This is a genomic window from Streptomyces sp. NPDC001153 (assembly GCF_053598315.1).
In genome coordinates this window covers 1-18,679 of record NZ_JBSFJZ010000077.1, presented here as the reverse complement: position 1 = coordinate 18,679, position 18,679 = coordinate 1, and the positions used below count along the sequence as shown (strand labels likewise).

Here is an 18,679-nt window from a genome sequence, read left to right as displayed (position 1 = left end):
GATGTCTGATCAATAAGGTTCCACCGTTTCCACCATCACTGCGCCATTACGGGGTCCTTACCGTTTCTTCACCTTGGGGCGCTCGGTAAAAGGGGGGCTTCGAGGTGGGTTCTGGCGTGCGCTGGTTCGCGACCGTGCGCAGACGGATATGGGGGCGTGGGCTCACGGTGGCGACAGCGACCGTCGCCGCTTCCACGCTGGTCGTGTCGGCGGCCGTCGCCCAAGGGCTGCCGGAGTATCACTACGACGGCAAGCTGTGGAGCGCCGGGCCGACCTACAAGACGCCCAGCGTCGGCGGACATCCCCTGACAAGACACACCGTCAAGTCACTGAAGCCGAACAAGCCGTTGCCGACCTACCGGCCGTCCCGCCCAACGTGGCCGAACGCTGGCAGCAGCACCGTCGTGCTCACGCGGACGACCCAGTCCTCTGCCACCACGTCAACCGCAAAACCCAAGAGCGGCAGTGAGCCCACCGCTTCCTCCTCCGGGCGGGCCGGCAACCTCCCGGTGTGGGTAGCTCCGGCCAAGCAGGCGGTGGCGAAGAAGCACGGTGCGGCTCCGAGCGCACCAACCGCGGTGCGCGTACAGCTCGCGAGCCACTCCCAGGCCCAGGCCGCTGGAGTGGACGGCATGCTGGTCGGCTTCGCACGCAGCGACGGCGTCCAGTCCTCGGGCCGGGCGGCGATCACCCTCGACTACTCCGCCCTGGACAAGGCATACGGCGGCGGGTTCGCCTCCCGCCTGCACCTGGTGACCGTCCCCGGCTGCATCCTGACGACCCCCCAGAAACCCGCCTGCCGGGTACGCACCCGGCTCGCCTCGACCAACAACCCGGTCGCCAAGAAACTCACGGCCACCCTCGACCTGCCCCGCGCCACGACGTCTGGCACGGCCGGCACAGCCATCCACGCCGACGCCACGGCCGGCTCCGCCGCGATGGCACCGATGACCGCCGTCGAGGCGATCTCCGGAACCTCCGGCTCACAGGGCGACTACACGGCCACCAGCCTGAACCCCTCGGGCAGCTGGAACACCAACGGGACCGGCGCGTTCACCTACTCCTACCCGATCTCCGTACCGCGCTCGCTCGGCGGCCCGGCCCCTTCCGTCGCCTTCTCCTACGACTCCCAGTCCGAGGACGGCGAGACCTCCGCCCGCAACTCCCAGTCGTCCTGGATCGGTGACGGCTGGTCGTACTCACCCGGCTACATCGAGCGCTCCTACAAACCGTGCAAGCAGGACGGCATCAGCGACTCCGCCGACCTGTGCTGGGGCGGCTGGCTCGCCACCCTCTCCCTGGGCGGCCACTCCGGCACCCTGGTCCGCGACGACTCCAGCAACTCCGCCACGCCCACGGCGACCCAGACCTGGCACCTGCAGGGCGACGACGGAACCAAGATCGAGGAACTCGGCGGCGCGGACAACGGCCTGTGGAACGGCGAGTACTTCAAGGTCACCACGACCGACGGCACCGCCTACTACTTCGGGCGCAACCACGCCCCCGGCACCACCTCGGACGCGGCCACCAACAGCGCCTGGGGCGAACCGGTCTACAGCCCCAAGTCGACAGATCCCTGCTACGACTCCGGGCAGGGCAAGGACTCCCAGTGCACGATGGGCTACCGGTTCAACCTCGACTTCGTCGTCGACCCGCACACCAACGTCCAGCGCTACACCTACGCCGACGAGACCAACTACTACGACCGCGGTGGCGGCCAGGTGGCCGCCACCGGCGGTTCCGGAACGCTGACCAAGTACGTCCGCGGCGGCTACCTGACCGAGATCGACTACGGCTACCAGCTGGCGGACGAGACGGGCGGAAGCAAGCCCGGCGCACGCGTGCTGTTCAAAACCGCCCAGCGCTGCCAGACCTCGTCGACCTTCACCGACTGCTCGTACTCGAACCTGAATGACAAGACAGCCACCAACTGGCCGGACACCCCCTACGACCTGAACTGCGCATCGACCGACACCACTTCCGGTACCGGATCGAACGTCTGCCTGACCACGGCTCCGTCGTTCTGGTCCACCGATCGGCTGGACTCGGTCGTCACCCAGGTCAACGTCGGCGGCACCCTGACAGATGTCGACAGCTATCAGCTGACCCAGACGTACTCCGACGCAGGCGGCACCGTCGACCCGGTCACCGGCCAGACCGGCCAGGACGCGGCCGACGCAGGCGAGCTGCAGTCCGTGATGTGGCTCAGCTCCATCCAGCACACCGGCAACGACACCACCGGCGGCGGCAGCAGTAGTTCGATCACGCAGCCGAAGGTCAGCTTCCTCGGCACCGAGATCGACAACCGGGTCGACGGCGGCAACGAACCGTCGCTGTTCCACCCGCGGATCTCCTCCATCGCCACGGAGACCGGAGAGTCCATCGCCGTCACCTACAGCGACCCGGACTGCTCCCGGCTGAACCACACGATGCCGTCGTCACCCGATGCCGACACCATGTCCTGCTACAACGTGTACTGGACCGTCCCCGGCGGGGTCACACCGGTCTCCGACTGGTTCAACAAGACCCGGGTCAAGACGGTCGACGTCTCCGACCTGACCGGCACTGGCTCGCCCACGCAGGTCTCGAACTACACGTACTCCGGGGCCGCCTGGCATCGCGACGACTCCGAACTGACCGACGACACCTACCGCACGTGGGACCAGTTCCGCGGCTACCGCACCGTCACCGTCACCACCGGTGCAGGCTCCGATCCGATCACCCAGAAGACCACCACGTACCTGCAGGGCATGGACGGTGATCTCCGCGCGGACGGATCCAAGCGCTCGGTCAGCGTCACAGACAGCGTCGGCGACACCGTCACCGACAGCGACTGGCTGAGCGGGACCCCGCTGGAGGCCGACACCTACACCGCTGCCGGCGGCAGTATCGACGCCAAACAGATCGACCTCCCGCAAGCCTTCACCACCACGGCGACCCACAGCAGCGGCTCCTCGCTGCCCGCCATCGTCGCCCGCATGACCAAGACCAGCCAGCAGCGGACCTACGGGCTGCTCGCGGACGGCAGCTGGCGAGAGGCCGAGACCGACACGTCCTACAACGGCGATGCCCTGCCCACCACCATCGACGCCAAGGGCGACGTCAGCGTGGCCTCCCAGGAGAAGTGCGCCACCACCACCTATGCCACCCCGCCCAGCGGCAACCCGATGATGCTCTCCTACCCGGACGAGATCCTCACCGTCGCCGGCCCCTGCAACACCACACCGGGCACCAGCACCACCATCTCCGACAAGCGGATGTTCTACGACGGCGACGGCACCGTCGCCAACCCAGGCACGTTCGGCCACCTGGGCACCACCGGCGACCTGACAGCCACCCAGATCATCACGGGCTACAGCGGGGGAGCCCCCGCCTACCGCACGACCCAGGCGACCCACTACGACTCCTACGGGCGCGCCGTCCAGGTCCAGGACGCGGCCGGCAACACCACCAAGACCACCTTCACCCCCACCACCGGACAGCTGCCGACCCAGCTCGTCACCACCAACCCACGAAACTGGACCACCACCTCCGTCATGGACCCGCTGCGCGGCCTGACCATGACCAGCACCGACCCCAACGGCCGCACCACCACCATCGACTACGACGCCCTCGGACGCCGCACCGCGATGTGGCTGCCGGGACGCCCCACCTCACAAAGCGCCAGCCGAACCTTCACCTATGCCGTCAACGGCACAGCCCCCAACACCGTCACCACCAACACCCTGCGCGACGACAGCAACTACAGCACCGCCATCAACATCTACGACGGCATGCTGCAGCTGCGCCAGACGCAGTCCACCACCGCCAACAACCAGGCCGGACGGCTGATCTCCGACGCCTTCTACGACAGCCACGGATGGGCACGGAAGACCAACAGCACCTACTACGAGAGCAGCACCTCCCCGACGACCACCATGTGGGTCGCCGACGACAACCAGGTGCCCTCCCAGCAGACAATCGTCCACGACGGGCAGGGACGCACGACCACCACCCAGCTGTGGACCAAGGGAACACCGCAGTGGCAGTCCACCACCGCCTACCCGGGCGTGGACCGCACCGACACCACCCCCGCCGCCGGTGGCACGGCGACCTCGTCCTTCACCAACGCCCTCGGCCAGACCACCGCGACCTGGGCGTACAACGACACGGCCACGCCGACCGGCAAGGCATCCGACGCGGTCGTCACCACCTACACCTACACCCCTGCCGGCCAGGTCGCCACGATGAGCGACAACGCGGGCAACAAATGGACCTACAGCTACGACCTGCTGGGCCAGGAGACAAAGCAGACCGACCCCGACACCGGCACCATCACATTCGACAAGTACGACGATCTCGGCAACCTGCAGCAGACCACCGACGCGCGCGGCCAGATCCTCTCCTACGCCTACGACGACCTGGACCGTAAGACCGCCGAGTACTCAGGCGCCTGGTCCGCGACCCCGGACCCGAGCAAGGAACTCGCGTCCTTCAGCTACGACACCCTGGCCAAGGGCCACCCCACCTCCTCGACCCGCTACGTGGGCGGCGCGGGCGGAGACGCCTACACCCAGGCCGTCACCGGCTACACCACCGACTACCAGCCCACCGGTGCCTCCACCACCATCCCGACATCGACCGGCTTCCCCAGCAACGGCACCGGCAGCAACTCCAACACCTACACGGTCAAGTACAGTCACACCCCCGTCATGGGGCTGCTCTCCGAGGCCGACTACGGCGCGGACGGCGGCCTTCCCTCCGAGACTGTCGGCTACGGCTACGACCTGCAGGGCTTGCTCGACGGATTCGGCGGCAACGGCACCTACCTCGACACCACCAACTACACCCCCCTCGGCCAGGTGACCGACACCCGGTGGGGACTGTACGGAGAACAGGTCGAGCCGACCTTCTCCTACGACGACGCCACCGGCCGCGTCACCCAGTCCAGCGTGCAGCTGCAGACCAGCTCCACCTCCGCACTCGACGTCACCAGCTACCGCTACAACCAGGCAGGGGACATCACCGCAGTCTCCGACACGCAGTCCGCCGGCACCACGGACACCCAGTGCTTCACCTACGACCACCTGAACCGGCTGACGACGGCCTGGACCGACACCGCAGGCCTGACCACGGCCGGCGTCGGCAGCACCGGTGCATGCGCGACCAGCACCCCCGCGGCCTCCACCCTCGGCGGCCCGGCCCCGTACTGGCAGTCGTACACCTACAACGCACTCGGTGACCGCACCCAGCAGGTGCAGCACGACACCTCCGGCACCACCGCGAACGACGTCACCCAGACGGCGACCTACCCCGGCAGCGGAACCTCCCCCGCCACCCTGGCCAACGCCGCCACCAAAATCACCACCACCGGGCCGGGCGGCACGGCCACGATGACCCCGGCCTACAACAGTGCTGGCGACACGAACAGCCGGACCGTCACTACGACGGGCCCGCTCGTCTCCGGCATGACCCGCTCGGGCACCAAACTGTGCGTCGACGACTCCTCCTCCGCCACCACCGACGGCAACAAGATCGACCTGTGGACCTGCAACGGCTCCAGCGCCCAGCAGTGGACGATCGGCACCGACGGCACAGTGCGCGTGCTCGGCAAGTGCCTCGATGTGTCGGGTGGCGGAACAACCAACGGCACCAAGATCGATCTCTACACCTGCAACGGCGGCGCCGGTCAGCAGTGGAAGGCCGGCGCGAACGGCTCACTGGTCAACCCCGTCTCCGGCAAGTGCCTGGACGATCCGTCCTCGTCGACCACCAATGGAACCCAGCTGCAGATCTGGACGTGCAACGCGAGTTCGGCGCAGCGCTGGACGAACGCGACGATGGGCAGCGTCCTGCCCGGCGCCACCCAGTCCTTCGGCTATGACGCCGAGGGCCGGACGGCCTCGGTGACCACGCCCTCCGGCGGCAAGGACCAGACCACCGGCTATCTCTACGACGCCGGCGGCAGTTTGCTGCTGCAGACCACACCGACCAGCAAGATCCTCTACCTCTTCGGCGGCGCCGAACAGCTCACCCTCAGCACCGGCGTGGGAACGGTCACGGGCCAGCGCTACTACCCCGGACCGGACGGCATCACCGAGGTCCGCTCCTCCACCGGCACGCTGACCTACGAGGTCTCCAACGCCCAGGGCACCGCGACGGAAGACCTTGCCGCCTCGAACCTGGCGGTCACCCGCCGCTACTTCGACCCCTACGGCAACCTCCGCGGCCCGCAGCCGGCCACCTGGGCCGACAACCACGGCTACCTCGGCAAACCCGCCGACCCCACCACCGGCCTCGACCTGCTCGGCGCCCGCAACTACGACCCCCTCCAGGGCCGCTTCCTGACCGCCGACCCCCTGATGGAGGCCGGCGACCCGAACCAGATGAGCGGCTACTCCTACGCCGGCGACAACCCCAGCACCGGCAGCGACCCCAACGGCCTGCGCCTCATCTGCGGCGACGGTTACAACCCCGACTGCCCCACAGGCACTGGCACGCACCAGTCCTCACCTCCCAGCAGCGGAGGAGGCGGTGGTGGTGGCGGTGGTGGCGGTGGCACCACCACTTCCAGCGGAGGCACCACAGCGGCTCCGTCCAGCGCACCAGCGTGCAACGTTGCGTCGAAGTTCGGCGGCGATGTCTGCGAGGCCCAGCAGATGGGCACGTACGGGCCGCCGACGTCGGGAACCCTCCGCGACGCCCTAGCCGGTGCGCTCGATGAGGTCATCAACCTGATGGAGAAGTACAACCCTGGCTGGGCGATAGCCAATGTCCCCCATGATGTGGGGAATGGCATGGCCCCGGGCAGCGGGGGTCCGACGGTTGTACAGCCGCGCCACGTGATGGTGCACGTCCTGCACGCGAATCCCAACACGGACGCGTACAAGGGCGGCAAAGCAGCGGTAGTGCTCGCGTCGGTGGCAGTCACCGACGGCGGCGATGCCCCCGAGGCAGCCGCCGCGGCCGTGGCCGATGCCAGCGATGCCCAAGACGGCCTCGCGGCCGCGGCCGAAGTCAAGAACGTCGTCAGCGAGACCACTGAAGAAGCAACGGCAACCGCCGCAACTCCCAGTCGGCCCGACACGGGAGCCTCCGGCAGCGGCGAAGGCGGCTGCAGCTTCAGCCCTTCGACCCGCGTGTTGCTGGCGCACGGCAAAACCAAGGCGATCGCCGCGGTTAAACCCGGCGACAAGGTAGAGGCCGCCGACCCCCACACCGGCAAACACAAAGGCCCCCGCACCGTCCAGCACGTGTGGATCAACCACGACCACGACCTGCTCGACGTCACGATCCGTGCCAAGGGCGGCCAGACCGCCACCCTTCACACCACCGCCAACCACCCCTTCTGGGACAACACCACCCACAGCTGGGTCCCCGCCGGCAAGCTGCACCACGGAGACGCCCTCAACACCGCCACCAACGGCCACGTCTACGTCGCCACCACCCGCGTCACACCTGGCACCGCAAACCGCTGGAACCTCACCGTCCAACAACTCCACACGTACTATGTGCTGGCAGGGGCCACGCCAATTCTTGTGCACAATGTCTGCCCCAAGCTGGGGAATTATGACGGTGCAGAAGGTACCGGTTATGGTCCGGCGGATGATGCCACGCGCGTGAGCGGGCCTTGGACGAAGAACGATATTGGGCGCGGAACGCGTGGACTTCGCCCGAATCAGCTTGGTGATCGTATTCAGCTTCACCATGCTGACCAGATGCCCGGCTCGCCGATCCATGAGCTGGATCAAGATTTCCACCTCAATGCAGATATTCACCGCAATCCTTTTAACCAGGGCGTGGATAGCCTGATGCGTCGCCAAGATACGCAGATGCACTGGTGGTATCGTTCGATGGAGCAAGGCTGGGGAAGCGCCTACGGTCCGGAGGCATGGTTCGATAACTGGCCAGCAGAGGATCTAGGAGGCCCCTGACGGCGGCTAGAAGGGCTGGAGTGAAGTGGAGTACTCGGAGTTTGAGACCTTGCTTGAACAGGTCAGATCGACTCACCCATTCTGGTTTGAGAACTTTGAAGGGTGGCGGGCCTCCGAAGAGGAAATCGCCGAGATTGAGGCCAACTTCCGAGTAGTCCTGCCTGTCGCCTATAGGCGCTTCATGGCAACCGTGGGTGGCGGTGGATTCGGATTCCTCGACATCTTCCCGCTGGGTCCGCGCCAGGGAAGTGTAGAAGATTTCCAGTCTGTCAACGGTGAACGCTGGTGGGATGCTAATTTCGTGGCATTTTCTCCAGTCGGCACTGGGGATCTTTGGGGATTCATGGTTGAGGATGGCGTCTGCCTGGATCGGGTGATCTTCCTTGATCATGAAACCGCGGAAGTGGTGCCTGAGGATCAAGGATTCCTGGAGTTCTTGGTTTCTAAGGCCCTTAAGCCGTAATCGAGTCTAGATTTCGAGCGGCCCCACCGGATTTGTTACCGGTGGGGCCGCTATGGTGTTCCTGGAGGCTCTGACGGCAGTGGTTGACGGCAACGTCAGCGGACGGGGGCTGCACAAAGCGGTGGGTCGTCGCCGTCGTCAGGCCCGGTGGTGGCCTCTGAGGGGTTGCGCAGGGCGCGGCCAAGGAGGTCGATGGCGTCGCGTTGGAGGCGGAGCCGGACATGCGCGTACACGGTGGCGGTGACGCCGATGTGGGCGTGCCCCAGGAGTTCCTTGATGACGACGAGTTCGACGCCTTGCTCCAGGAGGAGCGTCGCGGGTGAGTGGCGGAGGTCGTGGAACCGGATCGGCCGTAGGCGGGCGTTGCGAAGCAGGGCGTTGAAGTGGCGGGTCAGCGTGGCGGGTTCGATTGGGTGCCCGTCGGGCCGCGTGAAGACGTGGTCGCTGCCAACCCAGTCGAAACCCGCCTTCTGCTTTTCCTGTGCCTGATGCTCGCGGTGCGCCCGCAGGGAGACGACGCAGGAGACTGGCAGTGCGATGCGCCGCTCGGAGCTGATGGTTTTGGTCGGCAGGGTGGTCAGACCGCCGGTACGGGTGCGTTGGAGGGTGCGGCGGATGGTGGCGGTGCCGGCGTCGAGGTTGAGGTCTTCCCAGCGCAGGCCGAGGAGTTCGCCCTTGCGTAGACCGGTGCGCAGGGCGAGTTCGAACAGGGCGGCGTGCCGGTGGCCCTGGGCGGCGGTGAGGAAGCCTCGGGCTTCGTCGGTGGTGAGGGGGTTGAAGCGGCGGGGGCGAGGAGTGCCGGTGCGGACATTGCGGGCGACGTTGCGGGGAATCTCCTCCTCGCGCACGGCGTGTTCCAGGGCGGATTTGAGTACGGAGTGGATGTAGGCGAGCGTGACCGGGGAAAGGCGCTTGCGGCAGCACTGGCCGAGCGCGCAGCAGCGCGGGCGGCGGCCCGTCTGGGCGTCGGGCTTGCGGCGGGCGTCGATGCCGCGTGCGCAGCACTGGCAGACGGTCCGCAGGGCGTTCAGCCAGGTGCGGACGTCCTTGGCGGTGAGCTTGGCGAGCTTCTTCCGGCCGAGGCCGGGGATGAGGTACTGCTCGACGACGGCAGCGTAGCGAGTGTGGGTGGTCTCGCGGAGCTGGTGGACGGCGACGTTCTCCAGCCAGTACGTCAGGTACGCCGCGAGGCTGCCCTGGGCGGTGACGGTGGGGACGCCGCGGTTGCTGGCGGCGACCTTCTCGGTCAGCTTGGCCAGCGCCTCAGTGCGCGTGCTGCCGTAGACGCGGACGCGTTTGCGGGTGTTTCCGGGGGCGAGGACGTATGCGGCGGCTTCCCAGCGGCCGTCCTTGCGCTGGTAGACGGTTCCGTCCTCGTTGGCGCGGGTCTTCTTGCGCTTGGGCGCGGTCAACGGGCGGCCTCTTCCAGGTGACGCCGGACGTAGTCAGCGAGGGCGTGGGCAGGGATGCGGCGGGCGCGGCCGATGCTCAGCGAGGCCAGGCGGTGGGTGCGCAGGAGGTCGTAGAGGGCGGAACGGCCGATCTCGAGACGGGCCATGGCTTCGGAGACGGTGAGGAGTTCGTCGTCACGCACGAGTCGCCACCGCCTGTTCGCGCGTCGGGCCACCGCCGATGAGTGCGGCGAGGCGTTCGAGGCCGGGGGGCAGGCCGGTGCCGTCGTAGGCCCAGTGGGCGAGGACGAGGGTCGTCGGTGACGGCGGAGGGGTGTGGCGGCGGTGCCAGGCCGCGCGGGCGGCCCGGAGGGCGCCGAGGGTGGTGGAGTAGGCGCGGGTCTTGGTGGAGAAGTGGCCGCGGAAGCCGAGCATGTGGGCCCAGGCCCGCAGTTTCAGGTGGGCGAGGTCGCGGCGGGCGCCGAGGGCCCAGGCGGTCCGGATCATGCGGGCGGCGTGCTCGGGAATGGTCTCCTGGGCGAGTTCGGCGATCAGCTTTAGTCGGCGGTCGAGGGTGCCGGCCGCGCTTTCGGCGCCCTTGGTGGCGTACTTGGCGACGTACCCGGCGACCTTGCCCTCGGTGATCGTGGTCCCGGCCTGGAAGGCGGCGGACTGGATGACCTTGACGTCCAGTTCCTTGCCGAAGCCGAAGGGGTAGGTCCGACCGTCGATTTCCGGCCCGTCGACGTGGGCGCGGGCGGCGGCAGCGTGGACGCCATCGGTCAACATCTCGGGGGTGGCCCATGCGGGTGGTGGGGTGTGGCTGCCTCCGGGGCCGTCGAGGCGGATCACGGCGTGGAAGTGGATCAGTCCGCGCCGCTGGTACTCGGCGACCTTGGCGTACGAGACGCGGGCGACCTTGTGGAGGAGGCGCTGGGGGATTCCGGCTGCGGCGGCGATGGTGCGGCGCAGGTGGAGCATGAAGCGCGCCCACAGGGCGGGGGCGTGGGCGTTCCACAGCACGGCGCCCCTGTAGTCGTACCGTTCGGGGTCGAGCGGTGTGCCGAGGAGCGGGTCGCCTTTGGTGTGGGTGCGTCCGCATCGGCAGCGGGCGGAGCCGTTGACGCGTCGGTCGTGGACCGGTCCGTACGAGGGTGCGGTGAGGGTGGCGAAGACGCGGGGGTGGGTGGCGACTTGGTCGGGGATGTTCTTGCCGCCGCGTAGACCGGCGGCGATGAGGTGGTAGGTGTCCTGACGGTAGAGCTCGGCGCAGGAGGGGCAGCGGGTGGTGCGGCGGTTGCCGCAGCGGACCAGGAGGTGTCCGGCGGGCAGCTCTTTGGACTTCAGTTCGCGCAGGATCTCGCCGGTGAAGGCGTCGATCTCGGTTCGGTGGCCTTCGAGCCGGATGGGCCATGCGCACCCGCCGAGCGAGGACAGCTGCCGTATCAGGCCGACTAGGTTCCGGTAGGAGGTGAACGCGGGCAGCGCGGCTGCGGCCGGTTCGGGGCGGGGGATTGCGGCGGTCGGGTCGTGCGATGGCATGCTGACGGTACCTCTCTGCACTGCGGCACATGCGTGTGCCGCGGACGGGTAAGGGAGGGAGGCCCCGGCAGGGGCGAGGGTTTGGCGACTACACGCCCTTGCCGGGGATCACTGCGTTACGGACTCGGTCCGAAGCGGGGCCGGCCCGCTCGGGCGGCTGGCCGAAGCGGGTCACGCGGCCTTGCCCAAGTCGATGGAAGCGGGTAGCTCGCGGACCTTCAGCCCGTTGCCGCACATGAGGTCGTTGATCTGCCAGCAGGCTTCGGTGGGCAGGTAAACCGAGCGCAGCCGGACGGGGGTGCGCATGTCGCCGACAGAGGCGATGGAGACGCCCTGGGGCATGGTGCGGTCGGCGGCGGTGATGTCCAGTTCCCGGCCATCGGGGAAGAGGTGCAGGAAGTCCTCGACGGTGTCGACGCGGTGGCAGATCCGGGCGGACAGGTTGGTACGCACGGCGGTGGTGAGCACGTCGGCGGAGGGTTTCTGGGTGAGCAGCCACAGTCGGACGCCGAACTTGGCGCCCTGGCTGGCGATGGCGAGCAGTTCGGCCTCGAAGCGTTCGCGGGCCTTGCGGTCGGGGTGGCGGGTGTAGTTCGCCACCTCGTCGATCACCACGAGCAGCAGCGGCAGTTCCGCGCTGAAGTCGGTGATGCGGTCGGTGCGGCCGGACCAGAACAACCGCTCACGGCGCTGCATCTCCTCGCGCACCCAGCACAGGATCTCGGTCGGCTCGTCGGGGTGGATGGCGTCGGAGACCTTGTACGCGGTACGCCACCACGGCGCGACCGCGCAGAGGTTGGGGTCGATCACAATCAGGCGCACGTCCCGCATGAGCGAGGCGTAGGCGAGCAGGGTGTTGACGGTGATCGACTTGCCGGAGCGGGTGGCGCCAGCGATGAGGGCGTGGGCGGAGTAGGCGAGGTTGAGCACGACGGGGGTGCCGTCCTCGTCCCAGCCGATCAGCACGTCATCGGTGGAGACGAACTGGCCAGGTCGGCAGACCGGTGAGCGGACGGGCTACGGCGCGCGACGGCTGGGGCGCGCTCGCGCCGGGGTGGTGCATGGACACGACGGGGATCCTCCCTGACGGGTGCCGCCCGGGCCGCCGGCCCTGCGAACGGGATCCGGCGGCTGGGCGATGAGGTGCTACTGGCCGCAAAAACCGGTGTGGCGGGCGGCAGTTGACGGCTGCCGTCCTCCGGTGCGGAAGAGAATGGCATGCCCCGCCCCCGCACCGCTCGCCCGGAAAACTCCATACATGCGTGATGTCTGTTTCCCGGTCCGCAGGTGCTCCAGGTACGCCTCCGGCCGCCGCCCCCGGATGCCTCGCGTCCCCGCCCGCCGCGACCAGCACTTTGTCCGCCACGAGTCGACGGCCCCAGTCCGCGGGCGTTCCAGCCTGCCTTGTCCGCAGCCCTCAGCGCGTTGATGCTGCGTCACAGCCCGATCGCCGGCGCGGCGTCGGGGCCCGGACCAGCCGGTCCGGGCCCCGACGCAGCACCGACCCCCGGGTTCCCTGACCCGCTACTGGCCGCAAACCGAAGCGACAGGGACACACCCTCCGCACGTCACGGTGACGCGTGCCCGCGGACACGAGGGCCGGCCCCGACCACGGGGCCGGTCCTCGCGCGCATCCGGCCGCGGCGCCTCACACCGCTGTCTCCCGCGCCGGTGTATCCCCCCCGGGCCACTCGGCTCGGCGTAGGACGCCGCCCCGACACCGGGGAGTAGCAGGCGATGAGTGTGTTCGGGGACGGCCTGGACGCCGCGGTGCAGAAGGCGTTCACCCGCCCGGCGTCCAAGAGCGCGCCCGCGCAGATGCGCTACCTTGTCAAGCAGCTCAAGAGCACCAAGGCGGTCGCCCAGATGCTGCGCATCTCCCAGCGCACCGTCGAACGGTACGTCAAAGACCAGATCGGAAAGCCCGCCCGGACCTCGCCGCCCGCCTGGCGAACGAGGTGAAGAAGCGCTGGCAGCCACAGATCCGCGCCCAGGCGCGACAGAAGGGGGCGACCACCGGCGGCATCGTCATCGACACCCGCGCCCGCATCGGCTACACCGCGCCGATCGGTACGACGGACGAAGACCGCCTCCGGCACCTGACCGTCGCTCTGCCGCCCCGCTACGCAGCCCGCCTCTTCGACGCCCAGGAGCAGGCGCCAGCGACCAGCAGCTCCAACAGATAGCCGCAGAAGCACTCAAGGAGGTGTACTTCCAGGACAACGGCCGCTGCACCGGCCAGCTGGAGGAGGTCCGCTTCACCGACATCGAGCAGTTCGACCTCTGACTCACCGATGTCTGGAAAGTCCGAGGCAGGCTGTGTGACCAGGGCGTACCGTGAGCGCGCAGGAGGGACGAATGAGGCTCAGCGCGGCACACGTGACGAACTACCGCTCGGTCATCGATTCGACCGAGTTCGAGGTGGAACCGGACAAGACGATCGTGGTGGGGGCCAACGAGGCCGGGAAAACCGCCGTCCTTCGGGCGCTGCAGCAGGTGAATCCGCCGGCAGACCAACGGGATGGCCTGGACGCCCTGCGGGACTACCCGCGGTCGCGATACACCGAGCTCGACACGGGCGATAAGGAAGTCGGCGATGTTCCGGTCGCGCGGGCGACGTTCGCCCTGGACGAGGACGACATCGCGGCACTCCACGACGTCGACGCCGACGTGTTCGCCGATGCCAAGACGTTCGTACTGACGCGGTACCTCGACAACCACCGCAACTGGGACCTGCCAGGCGTCAGCCGGAGCGTGCAGTGGAAGGACGTCAGCAAGGATGCTTCCCGCCTCAAAGCCCACGTCAAGGGGCGTGGGGAAGAAGGCCAGCAGTTGGCCGATGAGCTCGATCAGGCCCTGGCGGGCGTGCGCGACACCACGCGGCTGGTCGGTGCCACGGCCAACAAGCTGGACGACTGGCTCGAACGGGCTCTGCCTCACATTGATGAGGAAAACAAGCAGGCCGATGCTCAGTTCGACCGGCTGCGTGCGGCGGCCCGCCGCTACACCATCTACAAGCAGGCCTGGGACGCCCTTGGACCACGGATCCCGGTATTCGTCTACTACTCCCAGTACTTCACCGTGCGCCCCCGGATCCATCTGGCGAACCTCGCACAGCGACAGGCCGCCGACGACCTGGACCAGGAGTACGACTTCGGCAATCTATGCCTGCTCGATCTCCTCGGTTTCACCGCTGCTGAGCTCTCGCAGATGGACAGCCAGCCAGCCCCTCAGCTCCCGTCGAACCTGCAGGACCAGAATGCGATGGCGGCCTACCAAGAAGCAGAAAAGGCGTGGCAGGCCCAGCACGACGCACGCCAGTACAAACTGAACGCAGCGAGCGTCTTGATCACCCAGTTGATCAGCAACGTCTGGGGCGACGACAACCTGCAGCTCCGCCTGGTCGTGGACGGGCAGTACCTCAAAGTGGTCGTCGTCGACGATCTCGGAGTCGAGGTCGAACTCGATCAGCGCAGCGAAGGGTTCCGATGGCTGGTCAGCTTCTTCGTGGTCTTCCGCGCCCAGGCGAAGGACCAGCTGAACAACGCGATCCTGCTCCTAGACGAGCCCGGACTGCACCTGCATGCGCTCAAGCAGCGTGAGTTCCGCAAGACGGTGGAGATGCTGGCCGAGGACAACCAGATCCTGTACACCACCCACTCGCCCTTCATGGTCGGCCCGGAGGAACTCCACCGAGTACGCCTGGTCGAGATGGTCGACAGGACCAAGGGAACCAAGATCCACACTCAGCTCGTATCCGATGACCCCCGCTCGGTCTTCCCGCTGCAGGCCGCACTCGGCTACGACCTCGCACAAAGCATGTTCAGCCAGCGCCGCAACCTTGTCACCGAAGGCCTGACCGACATGTGGTTCCTCGAGGGCCTTGCCGAAGCCATGCGGGAGGCAGGCTTGCCCACCATGCTCGACAACATCGCCATCGTGCCCGCCGGTAGTTCCAGCAAGGTCATCTACTACTGCACCCTCCTACACAGCCAGAAACTGAAAGTCAGTGCTCTCCTTGACTCCGACACAGCCGGCGAGAACGCAGCCACCCAAGACGACCTGGTCCGTCTGCTGAAGAACAACCAGATCCTGCGCGCCAAGGACTACTACACCGGCTCCGTTCCTGGCCCGGAGATCGAGGACCTTCTACGTGCCACTCTGGTAAAGGTCGCCCTCGACGAGCTCGGCTGGGACGTCCGCGCGACGGAGGCCAACCAGCAGAAGCGCCACATCGCTGACATCTTCAAGGCCGAGATCTCAGGCTTCTCTAAGTGGAAGCTCGCCAAGGCATTCCTGCAGTGGTTGACCGACCACGGCTGGAGCGACCTGACAGCTGACGAGCAGACTGCCTGGCAGAAGCTTTTCGCCGCCGTCAACAGAGGACTCGCGTAGCCGCTGGGACCTGCAGCTGATCGCGGCACTCAAGGCCGTAGGGCGTCCGGCTGGGGCAACGACCGGCGCGTGTCCGGCCTTACGATCCCCTCGCCCACATCCACCGGTTTGCAACGTCCTGAACAGAGGGGTCCTGGGTGGAAGACATCTCGCCGTACGAGGAAGACGTTTGGGAGGACGACCTTGACGAGGAGTGGTTCACGGAACCCCCAGTTACCTACCGGGAAGCAGTCGAAAGCCTGCAGAACCTCGTGCGCGGAAGCACCGACGTGTACATCGACTGGAACGGGCAGCGGGGGCCGCAGCACGATGCGCGCGTCGTCTTCACTGGAGCTGGCGGACTTCGTGTGCGGCTGCGGTCGGCCGCACAGCTCGACGACTTCACTCGCGTCCTCCGCTCGGGGACTCTCCTGCCTAGCCATCACGCGGTGTGGTACCCGCAGGAGGGCGTGATCAGGGCTCGTCTCGTCGGTGATTACGACCAGTTCTACGGCGCACTGGCACGGACGTTGGTCCCTCGGCAGAAAAAGGCCGTCGACCCGGACAGCCCCCTTGGCCGCGACGTGGCCGGGCTGCTGTCCGAGGTTGGAGCCTTCCCCGTGAGCGAGGCGACTGTTTCGGCGGGCGAGCCCGCCCGCACCATGCGACTGTTGGCTGCATCCCAGGACCTGCGCCTGCTCTACGGTCCTCGTAGGGGAGGCTTCCTCTCGCTGGCTCTCGACTTCACAGGGGTTTCCGCCCGCGACGCAGCCGAGGCGGAACGGGAGCTGGTCGACTACGGCACTTCGTATCTCTTCGGTCTGGGAAAGGCGACAGGAGCGTCGCTGTGGCTGTGGAATTCCGAGTACCGGCTGGGCAGCCGCAAGGGCCAGGCATACTCGGGGAAGGCCAGGTTTCCCCGGCGGCGGTACGACCCGCGCCCTGCAGAGTTGTACGGTGCGGGGAACTCAGAGGCGCGTGACCCCGTCGAGCGATATCTGAAGTACTACCAGGTGCTGGAGTTCTACACGCCGAAGGCCGTCGCCTTGGCAGTTGCTGCGCAAGGCGTTGCCAGGCCAGGACAGGCGACGTCACCGTTTCCGCGTCCCCAAACAGCCAATCGACTGGCCAGCGAGCAGAACGCGCTCGACGCCGTTATAGGCACCGCTGTGACTACGGCGCAGTTGGCGGGTCTCCTGCGCGACAGCGACTTGTTCGCAACACTGAGCAATCCGCAGGTCATCCAGGATGTCCAGGTCCTCCAGCCCGACTCGTCCGGTGGCCCGCGAGTTGGACACGACTATCGAATGGACGTTTCCACGCGCGTTTATGGCATCAGGAACAGAATCGTGCACATGAAGGAAGGAGGCGGCCGCAAGGGCGAGCGACTCCTGGCCCCGTACAGTCGGGAAGCGCGGGATCTCTCCGCTGACCTCCGGCTCGTCCGTTTCCTCGCCGAATATGCCATGGAGCACTGGTCCGAAGTACTCTCGTGAGAAATCGGGCGGTTCGCCTTCATGCCCACTCCATGCCCAGCTCCCGGAGCGCGTCGATGTCCGATGGCGGTTTTTCTGATCAGTGGTTGGGGGCTGGCCTGCGTTGATCAGGTTGGTGCTGCTCGTGGTCTGGGGGGCATGGTCGGGGGAGAGGGCGTGTTCCTCTGTGTGGTCGGCGCCATGAGCTGGGGGGTTTATCGGGTTTCGGGTTGGCTGATCAGTTCTTGTCATCTGCAGCGCATGTAGGTCACCTTCGTTGATTGTCGGTATGTGCCGACGCTGTGGCGTGCGGCGTAGCCTGCTCGGGAGCACGGGCCGTGACGATGCGCCTGGTTCGGCTCCACGCGCTACTGGGAGAGGGGAGCCGGGCATGGCGACCAGCGGGCAGACGGACACGGCCGGACTGGTGGCGATGCTTGGCACACCGCTGCCCTGCGAAACCTGTTCAACAAGCTCTTCGGTTGCCTCTACCACTGCCTGCAAGCGCGCACCCTCTACGATCCCGCACTCGCTTTCCCTCACGCCGTCGCGCTCGCTGCGTGATCGTCTGCTCGGTCCCTATAACTGAGGATGGGAGTGACCTCAGCCGACCCAGGGACCTGGGAGCTCTTCACGGATGGTCTCAAGATCGGAAATGGTGCGTCCGCGCGCGTGGATCCAGGACTGGTCCTGAAGGCCATCCCGCCGAACCAATCGGCTGGGAAGCCGCGTACCAGCGGACCGGCGAGTCGTTGTCGCTCGCCCACATTGGATGGTCGGGCAGGCCGACCCGGGCATACCGGGCGTGGAGATCCGGCATCAGCGCGTCGGGCAGCTCGCAGGCGTCATAGAGGTGGTCCGCCGCGAAGAGCGACTCGCTCAGCACCAACTCGACCCACGCCAGGGACATCCGGTCGAGAAAGGGAATCCAGCCCTGAAGTGACTCCACCACCACCGGTGGATCGTCCTGCTCGATTTGGCTCAGGGGGATTCCCCAGCAGGCGCAGTCCTGGTTCTCGCGACGGAAGACCAGGACGCCGCCCAAGGCGTCATCGACATAAAGGCCAGATGGCCCGACCAGGGGGTCCTGCTGCCGGGTCAGGTCGTCCCGGCGGCCGAAGAGCGCATACCCCTCACTCAAAGCGGCAGGCAGCTCGAAGCCCAGATCGTCCTCCGCTGCCGTCAACTCGTCAGCGGTGCAGCCATCTTCCGGTTTCACCGGACGGCCCATCCATGCGTCGGCGAACCAGCGCACGAACTCCCAGGCATGGGAGCGAGTACGCACTCCGCCTCGCAGAGTCACCGCCACATCAGGACCGTCCAGCACGCCGAGGACGCTACCGCCTTCCTCAGCCGTGCGGCGAGCCACAGGAGACGCAGCCTCCCAATTCCGAGGACTCAACTTGGCCCGCCAACGACATGAGATGTCTTGGTGGTCAGTCCGCCACGCGACCGCCCGAGCTTGGCTGCACGGAGCCGGGCCTTGCGGCGCCGCCGTATGCGGCGGCGTTCCTCCCGCTC

At 67.2% G+C, this 18,679-nt stretch carries 10 protein-coding genes; 5 read left to right on the top strand and 5 right to left on the bottom strand.

Translation table 11 applies throughout. The features are described from left to right. Nucleotides 1-167: 167 nt before the first annotated feature. The gene (locus ACWDEN_RS45340; RefSeq protein WP_450863879.1) at nt 168-7,913 is read left to right on the top strand and encodes a ricin-type beta-trefoil lectin domain protein; all 7,746 of its coding nucleotides are present in this window, start codon (nt 168-170) and stop codon (nt 7,911-7,913) included. A 25-nt stretch (nt 7,914-7,938) separates the two neighbouring features. Further along, nucleotides 7,939-8,376, top strand: coding sequence for an SMI1/KNR4 family protein (locus tag ACWDEN_RS45335; protein WP_450863877.1), 438 nt, complete (start codon nt 7,939-7,941; stop codon nt 8,374-8,376). A 95-nt stretch (nt 8,377-8,471) separates the two neighbouring features. On the opposite strand, the gene ACWDEN_RS45330 is transcribed toward ACWDEN_RS45335, so the two are convergent. The 4 genes from ACWDEN_RS45330 to ACWDEN_RS45315 all read right to left on the bottom strand — a co-directional run bounded on the left by ACWDEN_RS45330 (nt 8,472) and on the right by ACWDEN_RS45315 (nt 12,275). Next, nucleotides 8,472-9,788: a tyrosine-type recombinase/integrase gene (locus ACWDEN_RS45330; protein ID WP_450863876.1), complete on the bottom strand. Its 1,317-nt coding sequence runs from the start codon at nt 9,786-9,788 to the stop codon at nt 8,472-8,474. Then, nucleotides 9,785-9,970 carry a helix-turn-helix domain-containing protein gene (locus ACWDEN_RS45325; protein ID WP_450863874.1) on the bottom strand — a complete coding sequence of 62 codons (186 nt, stop codon included), beginning with the start codon at nt 9,968-9,970 and terminating at the stop codon, nt 9,785-9,787. The genes ACWDEN_RS45330 and ACWDEN_RS45325 overlap by 4 nt, the downstream gene beginning before the upstream one ends. Then, entirely contained in the window at nt 9,963-11,309 is a 1,347-nt protein-coding gene (locus tag ACWDEN_RS45320) for a replication initiator (RefSeq protein WP_450863872.1), read from the bottom strand. Before ACWDEN_RS45320 ends, ACWDEN_RS45325 begins: the two co-directional genes overlap by 8 nt. A 171-nt stretch (nt 11,310-11,480) precedes the next feature. After that, on the bottom strand, nt 11,481-12,275 hold the full coding sequence (locus tag ACWDEN_RS45315; protein WP_450863870.1) for an FtsK/SpoIIIE domain-containing protein: 795 nt from the start codon (nt 12,273-12,275) through the stop codon (nt 11,481-11,483). Between the two features lie 614 nt (nt 12,276-12,889). On the opposite strand from ACWDEN_RS45315, the gene tpg reads away from it, so the two are divergent. The 3 genes from tpg to ACWDEN_RS45300 all read left to right on the top strand — a co-directional run bounded on the left by tpg (nt 12,890) and on the right by ACWDEN_RS45300 (nt 17,179). After that, nucleotides 12,890-13,495 (top strand): telomere-protecting terminal protein Tpg, encoded by a 606-nt coding sequence (tpg, locus tag ACWDEN_RS45310; RefSeq protein ID WP_450863868.1) that lies wholly within the window; start codon nt 12,890-12,892, stop codon nt 13,493-13,495. A gap of 172 nt (nt 13,496-13,667) precedes the next feature. After that, nucleotides 13,668-15,704 carry an AAA family ATPase gene (locus ACWDEN_RS45305; protein WP_450863866.1) on the top strand — a complete coding sequence of 679 codons (2,037 nt, stop codon included), beginning with the start codon at nt 13,668-13,670 and terminating at the stop codon, nt 15,702-15,704. 137 nt (nt 15,705-15,841) lie between these two features. Next, nucleotides 15,842-17,179, top strand: a complete 1,338-nt coding sequence (locus ACWDEN_RS45300; protein WP_450863865.1) for a hypothetical protein — start codon at nt 15,842-15,844, stop codon at nt 17,177-17,179. A 622-nt stretch (nt 17,180-17,801) separates the two neighbouring features. On the opposite strand, the gene ACWDEN_RS45295 is transcribed toward ACWDEN_RS45300, so the two are convergent. Next, nucleotides 17,802-18,485, bottom strand: a complete 684-nt coding sequence (locus ACWDEN_RS45295; RefSeq protein WP_450863863.1) for an SMI1/KNR4 family protein — start codon at nt 18,483-18,485, stop codon at nt 17,802-17,804. Nucleotides 18,486-18,679 lie beyond the last annotated feature (194 nt).

What these genes read in the sequence shown, in the direction of transcription:
- ACWDEN_RS45320 (WP_450863872.1), bottom strand. Translation starts at nt 11,309, where the DNA reads ATGCCATCGCACGACCCGACCGCCGCAATCCCCCGCCCCGAACCGGCC.
- ACWDEN_RS45305 (WP_450863866.1), top strand. Translation starts at nt 13,668, where the DNA reads ATGAGGCTCAGCGCGGCACACGTGACGAACTACCGCTCGGTCATCGAT.